A 17,881-nucleotide genomic window follows, 5' to 3' on the forward strand; every position below is an offset into this window, starting at 1 on the left:
AGCCTCATTTATGCTAGAATGATAGAGAGTCCGAGCCGGGAGGGAAGCTTCGCGATGAACGCCGAAGTCAAGACAGAAGAGCAGAAAAAAAAGGAAGTACGCAACCGCCGCCACTTCAGCATCCGGCTGAACGTTTTTTTCATGCTCACCTTTCTTCTATTTTCCATGCTGATCGTGCGGTTGGCGTATCTCCAGTTCGTTGAAGGCCCGAGCCTTAAGGAACGCCAGACGAGCTTGATCACCAAGGGCGTCTCCATTCCGCCGATCCGCGGCAATATTTACGATTCCAAAGGCCAGCCGATCGCCTATTCGATCTCCACGCAATCCCTTTACTTTACGCTCAAGACGGGCATGAAGCAGGAGACGGCGGAGGCGCTGGCAGCGAAGCTCGTCAAGCTGTTCGACGAAAAAGGCGACAAGAACGCCGAGCCGATTACGGCCGAGGACGTCGTCAAGGCTATGGATATCAAGGGACGAACGCATCTGCCCTTCCAGCAGCGGCGAATCAAATCGGGGCTGACGAAGGAAGAGATCGCCTACCTCAGCGAGCACCGCGACGAATATCCGGACGTGGAGATCGTAGAGGAGAGCATCCGCCAGTACAGTCAGGAACGGGTCGCCGCGCAACTCGTCGGGTATATGGCGAAGATGAAGGGCGCCAAGCAGAATCTCGATTTTTACAAAAAAATCAATGAAGACCAGTCGGATCCGGCACTCAAATATCTGGACACGGAGGACGTCGGCTATGACGGCATCGAGCTTATGTATCAGAAGGAACTGCGGGGCCTGAACGGGTATAAGTCCTACCAGATCGACAGCATGAGCCGGATCGTCGGCGATATGAAGCTGACCAAGCCGGTCAAGGGACAGAACCTGTATCTGACGATCAACCGCAAAGTCCAGCTCACCGCGCAGCAAGCGATCCTCGACCAGATCGCGACGACCCGCGCTTCTACGGCCAAGACGCTGAAGGACGCCCAGCCGACAACGGGCTATGCGGTCGCGATCGAGGTGGCGACGGGCAAAGTCGTGGCGATGGCGAGCATGCCGGACTACGACACGAATGTGTGGCAGGGCGGCATCAGTCAGGAGGAGCTTGACGCAATTACGCCAGCGATGGGCAACGGCGCGATCCGCGAGGTTTTCCCACCCTATGCCGACCCGAAGGAGCGATCGCAGCATCCGACGTCGCTCGTGCCGCTGGGCTCGACGCAGAAGCCGCTGACGATTCTGACCGGTTTGATGGAAAAGCTTATTACGCCTTCTTCCACTTGGAACGACCCCGGCTACTTCCAATTCGGCCGGGACGGACAGGCCGAGGTGCAGAACGCCGGTCGCGCCTACAACGGCTCGCTTACGCCGACGAAGGCGATCGCCAAGTCGTCTAACGCTTTTATGGCCAAAATGGTAGGCGACGCGCTCTACAAGCGCGAAGGCAAGAAAAGCGTCGATATTTGGGACCAGCATATGAAGCAGTTCGGTCTTGGCGTCAAAACCGGCAGCGGACTGCCGAAGGAATCGCCGGGCATCGTGGATTACTTCAACAGTGCGACGCGGGACAGCTATCAGTCCGCGATGATCTATGCCTCCTTCGGCCAGCAGGGCAAGTATACGGCGCTGCAGCTCGCCCAATATGCCGCGACGCTCGCCAGCCACGGCAAGCGCATGAAGCCACTCCTCGTCGACCATACGACCGATGCGGAGGGCAATGTCGTGACGACGATGAAACCCCAGGTTTTGAACGAGATCAAGCTGCCGGATTCATACTGGAGGACGATCGAGAACGGCATGGCGCAGGTCAAGGTGGAAGGCTTCGATAACGTGCGCTACGATTTTTACCGCAAGACCGGTACGTCGCAGCAGCAGGGCGTAGGCAAGCGCAAGTTCGTCGAGAACGCCGTCTTCATCTCCTTCGCTCCGCAGGACCATCCGAAGCTTGCCGTCGCGGTCATCGTGCCGGACGGCGGTTACGGCGGCTGGGGCGCGGCGCCGATCGCGCGCAAGATCTTCGATGCGTACGATGCCGAAGTCGGCCTTACGGACGCGGGTCCGAGGCCGCCGCTCGCAGCGAATGCGGCGATCGACATGACGCAGCAGCCATAATAGGCCGGCTTACACACTGCCGCCCGCTCCGCCCCCGTACCGCCGCTTGAACGCGGCGAGCCGGGGGCCTTGTCGTTTTTTACCCCCGGATTATGTTAGAATGACTAAGATTGCAAGCAGGCTGCGGCCGGCATCAGAAGGAGTGGTAGGCTAGGTGGTCAAGTACAAGCTGCTGGCGCTCGATCTGGACGGGACGCTGCTGAACGACCGGCAGGAAGTCAGCGACGAGAACAAAAAGTGGATTCAAAAAGCGAGCGAAGCCGGCGTGACCGTCATCGCATCGACGGGACGAGGCTTCCCGTCCGCGCTGCCGATCGTCGAGCAGCTCGGCTTGCAGACGCCCATGATTACGGTCAACGGCGGCGAGATCTGGACCAAGCCCAACAGCATCCATCGGCGCATCCCGATGGACACGGACAAGATTATGAAGCTGCATATGCTGGCGGAGCGGCACCCGGTCGCCTGGTTCTGGGCCTACGCAACGGACGGTATTTACAACAAGGAACAATGGGTGGACGACACGTACTCGCGGACATGGCTTAAGTTCGGCTATTACGACGAAGATGCATCGGTCATCGCCAAGCTGTGGGAAGAGCTGCTAACGTGGGAGGACCTGGAGCTGAGCAACTCGTCGCCCTTCAACATCGAAGTGAACCCGGCAGGCGTGAACAAGGCGGCCGCGATTCAAGAGGTGTGCCGAATGATCGGCTGCGACATCTCCGAAGCGGTAGCCGTCGGCGACAGCCTGAACGATCTGGCGGCCATCCGCGCAGCGGGCCTCGGCGTCGCGATGGGCAACGCGCAGGATGCCGTCAAGGCTGAAGCGGACGTCGTGACGGGCACGAACAACGAGCACGGCGTGGCGCAGGTGATTCAAAACTATATTTTAAAGGCGTGATGTCCGAATGGATATTTTGGGCTGGGTGCTCGTCATCGCGTTGTTCGCGATCGGCTTGGCAGGCGCTGTCTATCCGATTCTGCCGGGGGCGCTGGCAATCTACTTTGCCTTCTTCGTCTACGGCTGGTTTTTCTCGTTCGAGCCGTTCGGCTGGTGGTTCTGGAGCTTTCAGACGATTATCGTCATCATCCTGTTCATTGCGGACTACGTGGTGAACGCCTGGGGCGTGAAGCGCTTCGGCGGATCGAAGGCAAGCGTCTGGGGCAGCACCATCGGGGTTATCATCGGACCGTTCGTCATCCCGGCCTTCGGCCTGATCATCGGCCCGTTTGCGGGCGCCTTTCTGGGCGAGCTCGTGAGCGGTTCGAATTTGAAAAAGGCGATGCTCGTCGGCTGGGGCTCGCTCGTCGGGCTGTTCACCAGCACGGTGGCGAAGGTTGTCTTCCAGGTGGCGATGATCGTCATCTTCTTCATCTGGCTAATCTAGCGATAGGACTGATACCCGTAGATGGTTAAAAAGGATTCGCTTATCAAAGGCACGCTGATCCTGACGGCGGCGGCGCTCATCGCGCGCGTCATCGGGATCTTTCAGCGCGTGCCGCTTGCGCACGTAATGGATGAGGTCGGCATCAGCGCGTTCAGCATGTCGAACAATGTGTACTTGCTGCTGCTCGTCTTTGCGACCGCAGGTATCCCGAGCGCCGTGAGCAAGATGGTGTCCGAACGCGTGGAGCTTGGACGCGGGGACGAAGTCAAGCGCATATATCGGGCGGCACTCCGGTTCGGAGCGATAGCAGGCGTCACGCTCACAGTCCTTCTGCTGCTACTGGCACCCGTATACACATGGCTCGCCGGTACGCAACATGCTACGCTGGCGATTCAGGCGATCGCGCCATCGCTGCTGCTTTTTCCCATCATCGCGATGATGCGAGGTTATTTCCAAGGGCGTCAGCTTATGATGGCTGGCGGCGTATCCCAGGTAATTGAGCAGATCGCTCGGGTCGTTACGGCAATCGGCGTCGTGTTCGCCATGCACGGTTGGGGCTACGGTAACGAAAAGATGGCGGCGGGCGGCGCGCTGGGGAGTGTCGTCGGCAGTGTCGGCGCGTTTGCAGTCATGCTGTATTACGCCGTTAAGCTACGAAAGAGCGACGAGCAAACCGGCGAACTGAAGAGGAGCGGCCGGACGACGGACGCCGGGCGACGGACGGGCGGTTTGCCGATTCTTCGCACGAACAGGGACATTTACCGGGCGATATTCCGCATTTCCATCCCAATTCTTGTCACGGCTATGACTGTACAATCGATTTATATGATTGACCAGTCGCTCCTTACAAGGCTCAGCGAGTGGCGATTCGGCGAGGAAACGACCTTGAAGTGGCTCGCGGACCTCACCACCAATGCACAGTCGATCGCAGGCATTCCTCCAGTACTCGCCATTGCGCTTAGCCAGTCTATTCTTCCTGTGCTTTCCGCCGCTTTTGCGTCCGGCGACCGGGAACGGGTCACACGGCAGGCGACGCTGGCCCTGCGGATCGGCATTTTCTCGGGCATGCCGATCGTACTGTTAATGACGGTCGGCGCTCATGCGATCAACGGCCTGTTGTTCCCAAATCCGGATGCCAGCGTCATTGTCGGCATGCTGGCCGGCGGTACGATTTTTCAGATCACGATGATGACCTCGAACTCAATTTTGTACGGGCTCGGCCAGCAACGCCTCGCGATGAAGCACACACTTGTGGGCATCTTCGTCAAGTTGATCCTGACGCTGATCTTGACGCCAATCTTCGGCGTCTATGGTCTGGTATCCGCAACGACGCTGTGCTTCATGTTCGCCACCATGACCAACATGATGTCCATCCGCAAACGCGCCGGCGTGCGCGCGCTCGGCGACCGCTGGACAGGGTTTGTGGCAACCGTGCTGATCCTCTCCGCGGCGGGCGGCGCGCTTGTGTACGCCGTGCTTCACCTTGCGGCGCCGCTTGGCTGGAAATGGCCGTATCTGCTCGCGACCGGCGCGCTCGGCCTGCTCATCTGTGCCGTGTACCCGGTACTGCTCACGGCGCTCGGCGTACTTCGCGCGGACGATCTGGAGTCGTATCCGGCGCGCATCCGACGCGTACTGCGACCGTTCCTGCGCTTTGCGCGTGGCGGACAAAGGGTGAGTGACGCAAGGTAGATGCATACGTACAGGCCCCGTTCGTCCGAACGGGGCCATTTTTTGTCACCGGCAAAACATTCCGCAAACCAGGATACAATCCGCGCAACAAAAAAAGGCTGCTCCATTATGAATCGGGAGCGGGCCTTAATTTTGAACCTTTATTTTCAGCAGCTCGATGGATTCATCGGCCTTGGCGATCAGATTACGCTGCGCGTCCAAACGTTCGCTCAATGTCTTCAGTTCCGACTTAAGACCGGATACGTCTGATTTGAGTCCGGAAACATCCGATTTTAACAACGTTACATCTTCCGCAGTCTTGCCGACCTGTTCGAACGTTGCGTTTAATGTACGCTCCACGCGATCCAGACGCTCATTTACTTCTTTGAATCCTGCGGCTTGACTTTCGGCTAATCGTTGCTGACCTTCAGTCAATCGTTGTTGACCTTCGACCAACTTTTCTACAGCTGTCAGTACGCTCATCAACGTAGATGCCATTTCGTTATTCTCCATCAGACGACCGCCTTCCCTGTCTACTAATCCGATTATGCGTCCTCCCTGCGGCAAACGTCAACCCATCCTGGTCCCCCGTTTAGCGGCGCAAATTATGCTTGATTTTCCAACTGTTCCAATTGATAATTTAAGATTGCAGGATAAGGAGGGATTGTATGCAAATAACGTCGCTAAAGGCCGATGACGTCATTTTGCGGGGCAATTTCCAATGCGACGAGGTGCCTTACAATCTTGTTTATCGCGTGCTTGATTCGGACGATGCGCGGTGCTGGAAGTCGGCCGACGACGGTATCCTGTTCGTGCAGACTCCCGGTCTTAACGGCTGGCTCTGGATTTCCCCGGCATTGTCCGCCGCAAATCGGGACAGATCCATCCGTGCCTTAGTCGAGCGATTAAAGGACGACCCTCCGTTACCTGGCATCTCGGCAGAGCCGGAGACGGCCGTGGCGTTCGCGCAGGCCTATGCAGGCGACAGGGAGATGCGATTCCGCCTTCATATGGCGCTGGCATCCTATCACTGTCCTTCGGTCGTCCCGTCGAAAAGCGTAAGCGGCGGCAACGCGCGGCCGGCAGAAGAAAGGGACCTTCGCAAGATTGCGGCCTTTTTCGCGGGTTTTGCGCAGGAGGCCCACGGGGCATCCGTCGACGCGGACAGCCAATTGCAGGCTGCGTCCGCCGCCATCGCCTCGGGCAATCTGTTCGTCTGGGAAAGTGGGGGAACGGTCGTATCCATGGCAAACATCGCTCACCGCTCGCCTCGACATGGACGCATCAATGCGGTTTATACGCCGCCGGACAGCCGCAACCGCGGGTTCGCAGGCGCGTTGGTCGCCGAATTGAGCGCCATGCTGCTGCGGGAGGGGCTCACGCCGATGCTGTATACGGATGCCGCGAATCCGATTTCCAACCGGGCCTATCGCAATGTCGGCTTCATAGCAGTAGGATCGATTTCGGATATCAAATTCCAATTTGAAGACGGAGGAGATAGGCTTTGACAACATCCGCAGAGCATGGAGGAACCGCTTCATCAAGCCCGGTCCGGCAAAAGGTGGCAAGCGTATTCATCCCGGTCAGAAATATCGAGCGTTCGCGTGCATGGTATTGCCGGCTGCTCGGCTTCGAGGAGAGGGAACGCGACATTCTGTTCGGCCATCTCTGCGTGCTGCCGCTGGACGGTGCCGACGTCGTCCTCGATACGATGCCGAAGTGGGGCGGCAGCGAGCCCGGCGGCGCGGCGCCGATCGATACGCCCGTACTGATGCTGCCGACGCCGGATCTCGAGGCTTCGCTCGCTTTCGTCGATGCGCTCGGCGCGGAAAGAGTCACGGGTATCGAGGACGGCCATTGGTTTGTATTCAAAGATCCGGACGGCAACAAGCTAATGATCTGCAGGGAATGAGCGGACTGATGTCCCAATCGCCGCCCCTATCAAGTCGGGGACCGCGACGCCCGCTGCTTAAGACTCTCTAGCGCCAACGATGCGGCCTGGAGCTTGCGTTGGCCGAACGCATGCTCATGCGTCATGACGAAGACGATCGGCGCCCGCAGCGACCTGAAGTGCTTGAGCACATGCAGGTCGACCAGCCAATCCCCATCGCACACGCTGCCTAGCGGCCGGTCTGGCCAGGCGTCTTCGAGCTTTGGGCTGTACCAGGCCCGACCGGTTTCACCGCCCGATTCTCCCGCAAGCCCGACCGGATCATTCTGCGCCGTGAACCGTTCCGGCCAATAGTCGGCTCGCGAGCCTGTATGGCTGACCGTCTCCGCATAAGCCAGCGCGCCGCCCAGCACCTTGGGATAGGCGAACAGCATGGCATACAAGCTCTTGCCGAATGCGATGCGCTCGTCCACGTTGGTGAACGACTCGAGCACGCGCCCCGCCAGCACGGTGTCGGCGCGTTCCTCCTCGCTTCCTACTTCGCCTGCGTGCCGGGCAATCGAATTCCGAAGCCCTGTTTCAGCGACGCGCACGTCGCCTAGCGGCACAATCACTTGCTGCAACTGCAATGGACGCATTCCTTTGAAAGCCGTCGATCCGAGCACTGTATCCTTGTAAGCCGGATCCTGAACGACGCGGCGCTCGATCACCTGCTGCTCGTTCACGATGAGGGCGACCGTCAGCGCGGCGGCATCCCGTTCGATCCAGAAGCGCTCCCAGAACGGCCGCATGAAAGCCGATACGCCGAAGGCCGGCAGCAGCGAAAACCGGCTGCGTCCCGTCCGGCGGCTCTCCCCGTACAACCGCAGCTGCGGATAGGCGTCGCGAAAGATGAGCGCGTTGCATGATTCGAGCATGCCGAATAAAGTCGCTCTGTCCCGGTGCGTGAGCAGCTTCGGCAGCCAGGCCCCCTGAAGGTCGGTCATGTTCCATCCGCCGTTGCGCGACACCACATGTGCGAGCAGCGCCCAATGCAGCTCCGGGTACGCCTTGTACATTGCCATATAGGCAGCCGTGCGCGTTACGTTGTTGCGATTGTGCGCTTCCGTCTCTTCCCGGATGCAGGCAACGAGCGAGGCGTTGGAGGCGTCGAGGTGGGAGGAGGCGCCGCGCCATCCGCGATGGAGTCCTTCGCCGAGCTCCGACTCGGCCCAGGCGGCGATGCCTTTGGGCAGCCTCAGCGACATGCGCGGACGTGCGAGCCTGACGGATTCCAGCAGGGCAGCTCCTTTGATGGCCATACCTTTGACCAGCCCGCCGGTTACGTCGGTCCAAGCCGGCGCCGTAGGCTGTTCGCTTTTTTTCCGGAATGCGCCCGTCGTGTCTTCGATCGTCATCTCCCCCTCACGCGATGAATCGTTCTATATTGGAAGGATTTCCAAATGTCGCGTCGAACTATCCATAACCGGGTATCAAATAAATGGATATCATTGGATGGTTATATTTCGGAGGGGATGGGTTTCGTGGTTAAAATGAAGAAGCGTGGATTGTGGATGGCATTGATCGCCCTCCTGATTGTCGGGCTCGTCGGCTGTCAAGCCGTAGGCGGCGTGAATCTGAACGAGATGCTGACCAAACAGCTGGATGTTCGTTCGTCGGCAGGCAGCGGGTCCGTCGAGATTGAACTGAATTGGGACGAGGATGCGATCGCGGCCGAGGACGAGGAGACGCAGAAATTAGTCAAGCTTTTCAGCAAGATCAAACTGCAGCTCGATCAAGTGCGTTCCGATGAAAAAGGAAATATGAATGCGAGCGGCAGCTTGTCCCTGAACGAGCGGAAGGTTCCGTTTGCGCTGCAGGTCGATCAGACGACTGCCGTATTAACGGTCGAAGGCGCGAAGCGTCCGCTCGTACTGGATGCGGAAGAGCTGCAGGCGGGCGCGATTCCAGGGGAGGATCTGCTCCCGGGGATTAGCGATATGACAACCCAGGTGGCCGAGCAGGCTGTACGGGACGCGCTTAAGCAGGTTGCGTCCTTCGTGGTCGGGCATCTGCCGAATCCGCCGAAAATTGAAGCCGCAGCGGTTCAACTGCCGATCAACGGCACGCCGACCGATCTGATGAAGGTGCATGCCGAGTTGAACGGCAAGGAGCTGGGCGAGCTGATTCCGGTATTCCTGGATTCGGTGCTTGCCGACGGCCAAGGCGTGAAGAGCCTGATCGAGAAGCTCGCCGCCTGGGCGTCGGATCTGCCGCAGGATCTGAAGGACGCGCTCGGCATCGAATCCGAAGATACGGATTGGACGCCTGAGGAATTGACGGATGCCGCGCAGAGCGTGATGGACGGCGTAAAGGAGCTGCGCGACGACTACGAAGAAGCGAGCGCCGAGGAAGATTGGAAAGAGGCGTTTAACGAAGCGCTCACGTTCAAGGGCGATTTTTACGCCGACAAATCCCTGCACATCCGCAAGTCCGACATCGAGATCTCGCTTGACACGAGCTTGTTCGAGGAGGAAGACATCCCGCTTAAAAGCGTGGTCATCCGCACTTCCCAGGAGGCTTGGAACATCAACGAGGACCAAGGGCTTGGAGAAGTAGAAGTGCCTGCGAACGCCATGGACGTCGAGGAGCTGGCTGCCATGAAGCCGCGCAAGCTGCTTAACCAGCTGAGCGTGGATTCGGCCGTATACGGCTTGCTCAAAAACGACCTGCAGATCGACGACCAGTATTTCACGCTTAGCTCGGAGTGGGGCGTGCCGTTCGCGAGCGACGACGACGGCAACGTGTACTTGCCGATCAAGGAGACGATGCGCGAGCTGGGCAACCCGATTACGTTCGATGCGGCGCGCAAGCAAATCCGTTTCTACGACGAACCGACGATCCAGGAATTCGTGCTTACGCTCGGCTCGGATAAGGCGCTCGTCAACGGCGAGACCGTGCAGCTTCAGTCGCCGGTCGCAAGGCTAGGAGGCGTCTCGTACATGAGCGCCGACGACCTGCTCGGCCTGCTGCATGCGACTTATGAGCTGACCGACGGTTATGACGGCGAGCAGCTGCTCGAAGTGAAGCGGGACCTGTAACTTAGAGGCGTGCTTGCAGACGGGTTTACCTTTGCGAGCGACGGTTGTACGGCGACGGGAACGGGCGTATAATGACCGTTAACGACACGTTCGCCGAATCCGGCGCTCGTCCAAGGAGGTTATGCGGCATGGAAAAGATTACGAACGAGTCCGACTTCAGGGAGCGCGTAGGCGCGGAAGGTTTGACGGTAGCGGTATTCAAGACGACCTGGTGTCCGGATTGCCATTTCATCGATCCGTTCATGCCCGCGGTCGAGGAGGCCTATGCCGATCGGCTCCGGCTGATCGAGATCGACCGCGACGATCTGCCCGACCTTTGCAGCGAGCTCAACATTCTCGGCATCCCGAGCTTCATCGCTTTCCGCGAGGGACGCGAGTTGATCCGGTTCGTCAGCAAGCTTCGCAAGTCGCGCGAAGAGATCGAGCAGTTTCTCGACCGCGCGGTAGCGGTATCCGCCGAGATCTCGCCGCAGGCGTGAACGCTGTGCAGCCTTAGGTCGGTGATCTCGAGCGAGATAACCGGAAAAACCGGTTAACTGCGACCCGGAGGCAGGCGAACGAGCGAGATAACCGGTAGAACCGGTTAACTGCGATCTGCGAGTTGGAGGCCGTCATTTTCCGGAACAACTTCAACTTCAATCAAGGATGGGGCGAGGCAGGAAGTCAGCTGCTTCGTCCCGTCTTTTTTACTGCCGTTCGAGGCAAATTCGACGCCTTTGTGACACTCTTCACAAAGTTTGGGGGCGTTCACAGTTTGAACATAGCATTGACCGCAATCGCTCGGGTATAATGAAAACGGGCTGAAGCCGACTACTTCATTATAGAAATTAGGGATGGAATATGACTGCTAGAGCTTACAGGCTGCTGGCCTTGTGGAGCTGCATCGGCATGCTGCTCGTGCTCATCGCCGGCGTCGTCGTCACCAATACCGAATCGGGCCGCGGCTGCGGAACGGACTGGCCGCTTTGCAACGGGAAGTTTATTCCCGCCTACACGGTCGAATCGATCGTCGAATACACCCACCGCGCGGTTAGCGGTCTAGAAGGCTTCCTGGTTTTCGCCGTTTTCCTGCTCACGATGCGGCTGAAGCCGGTGAGCGGAGAGGCTCGCCTATACGCAGGCGCAGCGCTGCTATTTACGATACTTCAGGCGGTGCTCGGCATGCTGGCCGTCATCATGCCAACTTCGGACGCCGTGCTTGCCATTCATTTCGGCATCTCGATGGTCGCGTTCACAAGTACGTGGCTGCTGTATGCCTGGGCCAGACGTTGGGACCGCGCGCTTCGTACGGGCGATGCCGGGGCCTGGCCGATTATGAAGGGGAGCGTTCCTTCCCCAGCCTCGCTCGACGGTGGGCGTCAGAGCGGCCGCGCATCGCAGATTCGGCCTAACGCCACGAGTTTGCGCGCGTCTGCCGCCTCCGTTCCTGCAGGGCTGTTCGGCTGGATCTTGTCCGTCATTATTTATTGTTATGCGGTTGTCTACTTAGGCGCCTATGTGCGCCATACGGATTCGGCGGGCGGCTGCATCGGCTGGCCCCTCTGCAACGGCGAAGTCGTGCCGGAGCTGAGCGGCGCGACCGGGATCGTGTTCGCCCACAGGCTCGGCGCAATCTTGCTGTTCCTCTTCATCGGCGCGATTGTGCTGCTCGTCCGGCGGCGTACCGGCGGACACCGAGAGCTGACGCAGATCGGATACGCATCGCTAGCGCTCGTTATCCTGCAGAGCCTGAGCGGCTGGCTGCTCACCGCCACGCTCGAGCACCACGACGTATATGTCTTTACCAGTCTGCTGCACACGATTATCATAACTGTCTTGTTCAGCGCGTTGTGCCTCTGGGCGATCCGCGCCTGGCAGCTATCCCGTCGCTGACGTCATTGGAGGAATCATATGAGTTTTTCTTCGCTTCGTCCGTTTTTGGAAATGCTGAGGCAGGAGGGCGACCTGGCGGTCATCGAGACGCCGGTCGACCCTGTACTGGAGATTGCCGAGATACATCGCCGGGTCATCGATGCAGAGGGCCCGGCTTTGCTGTTCACAAATGTCAAAGGCGCCGCCTTCCCGGTCGTCACCAACTTGTTCGGGACAAGCCGGCGCGTCGATAAAGCGTTCGGACCACGCCCCGAGCAGCTAGTCAATCGGTTGATCGGCGCGATGGACACGCTGATGCCGCCGACGCTCCCTGCGCTCTGGCGGGAGAAGGATATGCTGCTGGATCTGATGAAGGTCGGCATGAAAAAGGTATCGCAGGACGCGGCGCCCGTGCTCGGCGTCGCGAAGCGCGAGCGGCCGCTGGCCGGATTGCCGGCGCTGACCTGCTGGCAGGAGGACGGCGGCCCGTTTATCACGCTGCCGCTCGTTTATACCGAATCTCCGGCGCACGGTAAAAAGCACAATCTCGGCATGTACCGAATGCAGGTGTACGACGATTCGACGACCGGCATGCACTGGCAGATTCACAAGGGCGGCGGCTTTCACTACCATGAAGCCGAGCAGATGAACCGCGCGCTGCCGGTATCCGTCTTTCTCGGCGGACCGCCGGCGCTCATCGCTTCGGCGATCGCGCCTGCGCCCGAGGGGCTGCCGGAGCTGCTGTTGACCTCGCTTATCCTGGGCGGCAAGCTGCCGATGGCGGAAGACCCGCTCGGCGGGCATCGCATCCCGGCGGAGGCCGAGTTCGCGATCAAGGGGAGCGTGCCGCCGCATCTGCGCCGCCCTGAGGGGCCGTTCGGCGATCATTTCGGCTATTACTCGCTGACGCATGACTTCCCGGTGTTTAACGTCGACCACGTCTGGCACCGCAAGGACGCGATCTACCCGGCGACCATCGTCGGCAAGCCGCGCCAGGAGGACTACTATCTGGGCGAGTTTTTGCAGCGGCTGCTGTCGCCGGCGTTTCCGATGGTCATGCCGGGCATCCGCAGTCTATGGACATATGCCGAAACGGGCTTCCACGCGCTCGCGTCCGCCGTCGTTCGCGAGAGCTACTCACGCGAGGCGCTAGGCACGGCGTTCAGCATTCTCGGGCAGGGTCAGCTGTCGCTGACCAAGTTCCTCATGCTGACGGACCGCCCGGTCGAACTGGAACACTTCTCGGCGCTGCTGACGACGGTGCTCGAGCGGTTCGACCCGCTTAAGGACCTGTTCGTGTTCGACCATACGTCGCACGACACGCTGGACTATACCGGCCGCAGGCTCAACCACGGCTCCAAGGCCGTCATGATGGGCGTCGGCGATCCGATCCGCGAGCTGCCGCGCGAATATACGGGCGGAGACCTTCCGGGCATCGCGGATATCCGCGTATTCGGCCCTGGCTGCCTCGTCGTTCGCGGCGACGTATTCGAGCGCGAGCCCGAACTGGCGGAGCGTCTTGCCGAGACGCTGTCCGCCCGCGAAGGCTGGCAATGGCCGCTCGTCGTACTGGCGGACGATGCAGGCATCGCCGCCTCCGAGCGACAATTCCTCTGGACCGTGTTCACGCGCTTCAATCCCGCGCATGACATGTACGCCAAGACGATCGCGAGCCGTCACCATATCGGTTACGGACTGCCGATCGTGATCGACGCCCGCATGAAGCCGGGCTATCCGGACGAGCTGTTCCCGCGCGAAGACATCGTGAAGCTCGTGGACGACAGATGGCGGGAATACGGAATCCGCAAAACATAATGGAGCATCGACGGGACGCAGCTTGCGTCCCGTTTTAATAAGCCTAGGAGGAATAGACTGATGGACATCGCGAGTCTTGGCGCGGCGATCGGCCTTCATCCTAAAGCAGCGGCGCTCGTACTGGAGTATGATCGAATCGAAGGCGGCGGCTATTCCGCGCATAAAGCTTCTTTTCTTCGCGATCGCGAAGCGATGCTTGCCTCGGTCAGACAGAGAGCGGATTACAGACCGTTTCTAATGTACTTTTTCGTGAGAATGGCCGTTGACGCTTATGACGAGTACAGGTTACGGGAGATTTCGGATGAGGTGTACATCGATACATTTTCGGATATCCGCATTTGGAGCGAGGTTTGCAAAACGACCTTCGGAGAGTACGGCATCGAGGAATCGGGCTGGTTGAAGGAGCATGTACGACTTGCCTTGTTCCGCCTCGGCCGGCTGCAGTTCCAGCCGATCGCACTCGATCGCGATCTAATCTTCGGAGAGCGGAAGTTTGCGCAAGGAGACCTCGTACTGAATGTCCATATCCCTGCGGGCGGGCCATTGGATCCGCAGGAGGCTTTGGCATCCTTCGCGCGTGCGCGCGCCTTTTTCCGAGGCGTACCGCCGGTATTCTTCTGCCATTCCTGGCTGCTGTACCCCGGCCTCGACCAGGTGCTCGACCCGAGCTCGAACATCATGCAGTTCCAGCGGTTGTTCCAGATCTACGAGCTGGACGAGGCCTCCAGGCAAGCTGAGGAACGGATCTTCGGCGCAAAGAAGGACGATCCCGCCGCGTATGACGCGAACACCGGCCTGCAGCGGCGCGCCAAAGCGTTCTTGGAAGCAGGAGGCAAGCTGGGCGCGGGATTAGGTATTATCGTAAGCCAATGACGGTGGCAAGGGGCGCTCCATACTTTGTCACAAACCATACAAACACAAAAAAGTCAGGGAGCTGCATCCCTGACTTTTTTACTCCCGCCTTTCGCCTACAGAATCGGCGACAGCAGCCTCGAGATCGATTCCTTGAACTTGATCCGCAGCGGCCGGCTGCGGTATTTCTCGATCGTGAGCAGCTCCGAGACCGCGATGTCCTGTTTGAACGCCTCGACAAGCTGCGACGAGAAGTTCGCGTCGTAAATAAATGCATTGACCTCGAAATTCAGCTTGAAGCTGCGTACGTCCGTGTTGGCGGTTCCGACGGAGGCGATCTCCTGGTCCACGACGAGCGTTTTCGCATGGATAAAGCCGTTTTTGTACAAATAAACGTTAGCGCCGGTCTCGAGCAGCTCTCCGATATTGTAGAGCGTCGCCCAATAAATGAACATATGGTCCGGCTTGTCCGGGATCATGACGTGGACGTGAACGCCGGACAGGACGGCGATCCGCAGCGCGTCGAGCATGCTTGTATCGGGGATGAAGTAGGGGCTCTGCAAGTAGATCGAGTGCTTCGCGGAGGCGATCATCTTGATGTAGCCCTGCTTGATGTGCTCCAGCCTGGAGTTGGGACCGCTCGCTACGATCTGCATGCCGACTTCACCGGCCGGTCCGTCCTCCGGGAACAGCTCGTTCCCATAGGTAATGTCGTGCTTGCGCGTCGCCTGGTTCCAATCGAGGATGAAACGCGTCTGAAGGCTGTGGACCGCCGAGCCGCGGATGCGAAGATGGGTGTCGCGCCAGTATCCGAACTTCGGGTCGAGTCCCAGGTACTCGTCGCCGACGTTGAAGCCGCCCACATAGCCGATTCGCCCGTCCACGATGACGAGCTTGCGGTGGTTGCGGTAATTCATCCGCAGGTTAAACACGCGGAAGCGGGAAGGGAAGAACGCAGCCGCTTCGCCGCCCGCCTCGATCAGCGGCCGCAGCATGCGCTTGCTCAATCTTCTCGAGCCGAGCTCGTCGTAGAGCAGGCGGACTTTGACGCCTTGCCTGGCCTTGACGGTCAGCGCGTTCAGTACCTCGCGGCCGAGGTTGTCGCAGCGGAAGATATACGTTTGAAAATGAATCGTCTCGGTAGCGGCGGCGATGTCCGCGAGCAGCTGGTCGAACTTGGCTCGCCCGTCCGTAAAGGTCTCCACCTCGTTGTCCCGGCTCCACAAAGCCCGGCTCCCCTTGAGATGGAGGTGAATCAGGTCCGCGTGCCGCGAGGCAATCTTGCCGAGAGAACGCATCGAATCGGGCGAGCCGAGCGAGTCGAGCTGCGCCTGAGACAGATTGCGGATGCCGATCTTGTCCAGGTCGCCCCACTTGAACAGCTTCACTCTTCGATAGTCCTGCGCCAGGAACAGGTACATGATGAAGCCCAGAATCGGGATAAAGTACAAGACGAGCAGCCATGCCCAGGTCGAGCCGATATCGCGCCGGCCCTGAAAGACGACGAAGACGGCGAAGATCATGTTCAGTACGAGAAATAACCCGAGAATAGTCGAAGTGGAGATCACAGGTTTTCCTCCTCACCGTTTCGTTTCTTTTCGGCAAACGCCCGGCTCAAATGACCTTCGTCGTCCAAGCTTCGCCGTTCCAGATATCCGTCGCGACCTCGCGGTAAAATTCGGGTTCGTGGCTGATGAGCAGGATGCTGCCCTTGTACGCCTTAAGCGCACGCTTCAGCTCTTCCTTAGCGTCGACGTCCAGGTGGTTCGTCGGTTCGTCGAGCACGAGCAGGTTGGACTCGCGGTTAATAAGCTTGCACAGCCTCACCTTGGCCTTCTCGCCGCCGCTCAGCACGGAGATGCGGCTCTCGATGTGCTTGGTCGTCAGGCCGCACTTGGCAAGCGCCGCCCGTACCTCGAACTGCGTCATCGAAGGAAACTCGCGCCATACCGACTCGATACAAGTGTCGTCCGCGCCGCCCTTGACCTCCTGCTCGAAATAGCCGGTGAACTGGTTGTCGCCGCGTTCGACGGCGCCCGCAAGCGCGGGAATCTCGCCTAGCAGGCTGCGCAGCAGCGTCGTCTTGCCGATGCCGTTGGCGCCGACGAGGGCGATCTTCTGGCCGCGCTCCATGAGCAGGTCGACCGGGCGGCTGAGCGGCTCGTCATAGCCGATGACGAGGCCCTTGGCTTCGAAGATGAGACGGCTCGAGGTCCGCGCTTCCTTGAAGTTGAACTCGGGCTTCGGCTTTTCCTTGGCGAGCTCGATGACGTCCATGGCGTCAAGCTTCTTCTGCCGCGACATCGCCATGTTCCGCGTGGACACGCGCGCCTTGTTCCGGGCGACGAAGTCCTTGAGGTCCGCGATCTCCTGCTGCTGCCGCTTGTAAGCCGACTCGAGCTGCGACTTTTTCGCTTCGTGCAGGGCCAGAAAGTTGTCGTAATCGCCGACGTAACGCGAGAGCTGCTGGTTTTCCATATGGTAAATGAGGTTGATGACGCTGTTAAGGAACGGAATATCGTGCGAGATGAGAATAAAGGCGTTCTCGTATTCCTGCAAATAGCGCTTCAGCCACTCGATGTGCTGTTCGTCCAGGTAGTTGGTGGGCTCGTCCAGCAGGAGGATGTCCGGCTTTTCCAGCAGCAGCTTCGCGAGCAGCACCTTCGTCCGCTGGCCGCCGCTCAGATCGTTGACGTCGCGTTCGAGGCCGATATCGGTCAAGCCCAGGCCACGCGCGATCTCCTCCACCTTGGCGTCGATCAGGTAGAAGTCGTTCGTGTTCAAAATGTCCTGAATCTCGCCGACCTCCTCGAGCAGACGCTCGAGCTCCTCGGGCTCCACGTCGCCCATCCGCTCGTACATGCCGTTCATCTCGGCTTCGAGATCGTTCAGATACTGGAAAGCTGTCTTCAGCGCATCGCGGATTGTCATGCCCTTTTGCAGCACCGAGTGCTGGTCGAGGTAGCCGACCCGCACCTTGCGCGCCCATTCGACCTTGCCGGCGTCGGGCTCGAGCTTGCCCATCACGATGTTCATAAAGGTCGACTTGCCTTCGCCGTTGGCGCCGACGAGGCCGACATGCTCGCCCTTCAAGAGACGGAAGGACACGTCGTTAAAGATGGCGCGGTCGCCGAAGCCGTGGCTCAAGTTTTGCACGTTCAATATGCTCATGGGAATTCCCCTTTTGTATCATGGTTGTATGGCGCTTTTGAGCACCAAGTACCATTATAGAC

General features: G+C 59.3%; 15 protein-coding genes. 11 read left to right on the forward strand and 4 right to left on the reverse strand.

Annotation, left to right across the window (positions count from 1 at the left end):
- Nucleotides 1-54 precede the first annotated feature (54 nt).
- The 4 genes from KB449_RS04740 to KB449_RS04755 all read left to right on the forward strand — a co-directional run bounded on the left by KB449_RS04740 (nucleotide 55) and on the right by KB449_RS04755 (nucleotide 5,180).
- Nucleotides 55-2,103, forward strand: coding sequence for a peptidoglycan D,D-transpeptidase FtsI family protein (locus KB449_RS04740; RefSeq protein ID WP_282907268.1), 2,049 nt, complete (start codon nucleotides 55-57; stop codon nucleotides 2,101-2,103).
- Nucleotides 2,104-2,257: 154 nt separating this feature from the next.
- Nucleotides 2,258-3,001 carry a Cof-type HAD-IIB family hydrolase gene (locus KB449_RS04745; RefSeq protein WP_282907269.1) on the forward strand — a complete coding sequence of 248 codons (744 nt, stop codon included), beginning with the start codon at nucleotides 2,258-2,260 and terminating at the stop codon, nucleotides 2,999-3,001.
- A gap of 7 nt (nucleotides 3,002-3,008) precedes the next feature.
- The gene (locus tag KB449_RS04750; RefSeq protein WP_282907270.1) at nucleotides 3,009-3,488 is read left to right on the forward strand and encodes a DUF456 domain-containing protein; all 480 of its coding nucleotides are present in this window, start codon (nucleotides 3,009-3,011) and stop codon (nucleotides 3,486-3,488) included.
- Between the two features lie 21 nt (nucleotides 3,489-3,509).
- Nucleotides 3,510-5,180, forward strand: coding sequence for a putative polysaccharide biosynthesis protein (locus tag KB449_RS04755; RefSeq protein ID WP_282907271.1), 1,671 nt, complete (start codon nucleotides 3,510-3,512; stop codon nucleotides 5,178-5,180).
- A 126-nt stretch (nucleotides 5,181-5,306) separates the two neighbouring features.
- Here the strand turns inward: KB449_RS04755 and KB449_RS04760 are convergent, their stop codons facing one another.
- Complete coding sequence (locus KB449_RS04760) at nucleotides 5,307-5,672, reverse strand: hypothetical protein (protein WP_282907272.1); 366 nt, start codon at nucleotides 5,670-5,672, stop codon at nucleotides 5,307-5,309.
- A 155-nt stretch (nucleotides 5,673-5,827) separates the two neighbouring features.
- Here KB449_RS04760 and KB449_RS04765 point away from each other — a divergent pair, with 155 nt between their 5' ends.
- Both KB449_RS04765 and KB449_RS04770 read left to right on the forward strand, forming a co-directional pair.
- A complete protein-coding gene (locus tag KB449_RS04765; RefSeq protein ID WP_282907273.1) occupies nucleotides 5,828-6,667 on the forward strand; it encodes a GNAT family N-acetyltransferase in 840 nt (279 codons plus the stop codon).
- A complete protein-coding gene (locus KB449_RS04770; protein ID WP_282907274.1) occupies nucleotides 6,664-7,071 on the forward strand; it encodes a VOC family protein in 408 nt (135 codons plus the stop codon). The genes KB449_RS04765 and KB449_RS04770 overlap by 4 nt, the downstream gene beginning before the upstream one ends.
- Before the next feature lie 29 nt (nucleotides 7,072-7,100).
- On the opposite strand, the gene KB449_RS04775 is transcribed toward KB449_RS04770, so the two are convergent.
- Complete coding sequence (locus KB449_RS04775) at nucleotides 7,101-8,447, reverse strand: DUF2515 family protein (RefSeq protein WP_282907275.1); 1,347 nt, start codon at nucleotides 8,445-8,447, stop codon at nucleotides 7,101-7,103.
- A gap of 135 nt (nucleotides 8,448-8,582) precedes the next feature.
- Here KB449_RS04775 and KB449_RS04780 point away from each other — a divergent pair, with 135 nt between their 5' ends.
- From KB449_RS04780 to KB449_RS04800, 5 genes are all read left to right on the forward strand, one after another.
- Nucleotides 8,583-10,130 carry a stalk domain-containing protein gene (locus KB449_RS04780; protein ID WP_282912739.1) on the forward strand — a complete coding sequence of 516 codons (1,548 nt, stop codon included), beginning with the start codon at nucleotides 8,583-8,585 and terminating at the stop codon, nucleotides 10,128-10,130.
- A 128-nt stretch (nucleotides 10,131-10,258) separates the two neighbouring features.
- Nucleotides 10,259-10,609 carry a thioredoxin family protein gene (locus KB449_RS04785; RefSeq protein WP_282907276.1) on the forward strand — a complete coding sequence of 117 codons (351 nt, stop codon included), beginning with the start codon at nucleotides 10,259-10,261 and terminating at the stop codon, nucleotides 10,607-10,609.
- 361 nt (nucleotides 10,610-10,970) lie between these two features.
- The gene (locus tag KB449_RS04790) at nucleotides 10,971-12,002 is read left to right on the forward strand and encodes a COX15/CtaA family protein (RefSeq protein WP_282907277.1); all 1,032 of its coding nucleotides are present in this window, start codon (nucleotides 10,971-10,973) and stop codon (nucleotides 12,000-12,002) included.
- 18 nt (nucleotides 12,003-12,020) lie between these two features.
- Nucleotides 12,021-13,796, forward strand: a complete 1,776-nt coding sequence (locus KB449_RS04795; protein WP_282907278.1) for a UbiD family decarboxylase — start codon at nucleotides 12,021-12,023, stop codon at nucleotides 13,794-13,796.
- A gap of 60 nt (nucleotides 13,797-13,856) precedes the next feature.
- Complete coding sequence (locus KB449_RS04800) at nucleotides 13,857-14,669, forward strand: acyltransferase domain-containing protein (protein WP_282907279.1); 813 nt, start codon at nucleotides 13,857-13,859, stop codon at nucleotides 14,667-14,669.
- A gap of 95 nt (nucleotides 14,670-14,764) precedes the next feature.
- On the opposite strand, the gene cls is transcribed toward KB449_RS04800, so the two are convergent.
- Nucleotides 14,765-16,216 carry a cardiolipin synthase gene (gene cls / locus KB449_RS04805; RefSeq protein WP_282907280.1) on the reverse strand — a complete coding sequence of 484 codons (1,452 nt, stop codon included), beginning with the start codon at nucleotides 16,214-16,216 and terminating at the stop codon, nucleotides 14,765-14,767.
- Between the two features lie 46 nt (nucleotides 16,217-16,262).
- Nucleotides 16,263-17,819 (reverse strand): ABC-F family ATP-binding cassette domain-containing protein, encoded by a 1,557-nt coding sequence (locus tag KB449_RS04810; protein ID WP_282907281.1) that lies wholly within the window; start codon nucleotides 17,817-17,819, stop codon nucleotides 16,263-16,265.
- Nucleotides 17,820-17,881: the final 62 nt, after the last annotated feature.

It is taken from the genome of Cohnella hashimotonis (assembly GCF_030014955.1).
GTDB lineage: Bacteria > Bacillota > Bacilli > Paenibacillales > Paenibacillaceae > Cohnella > Cohnella hashimotonis.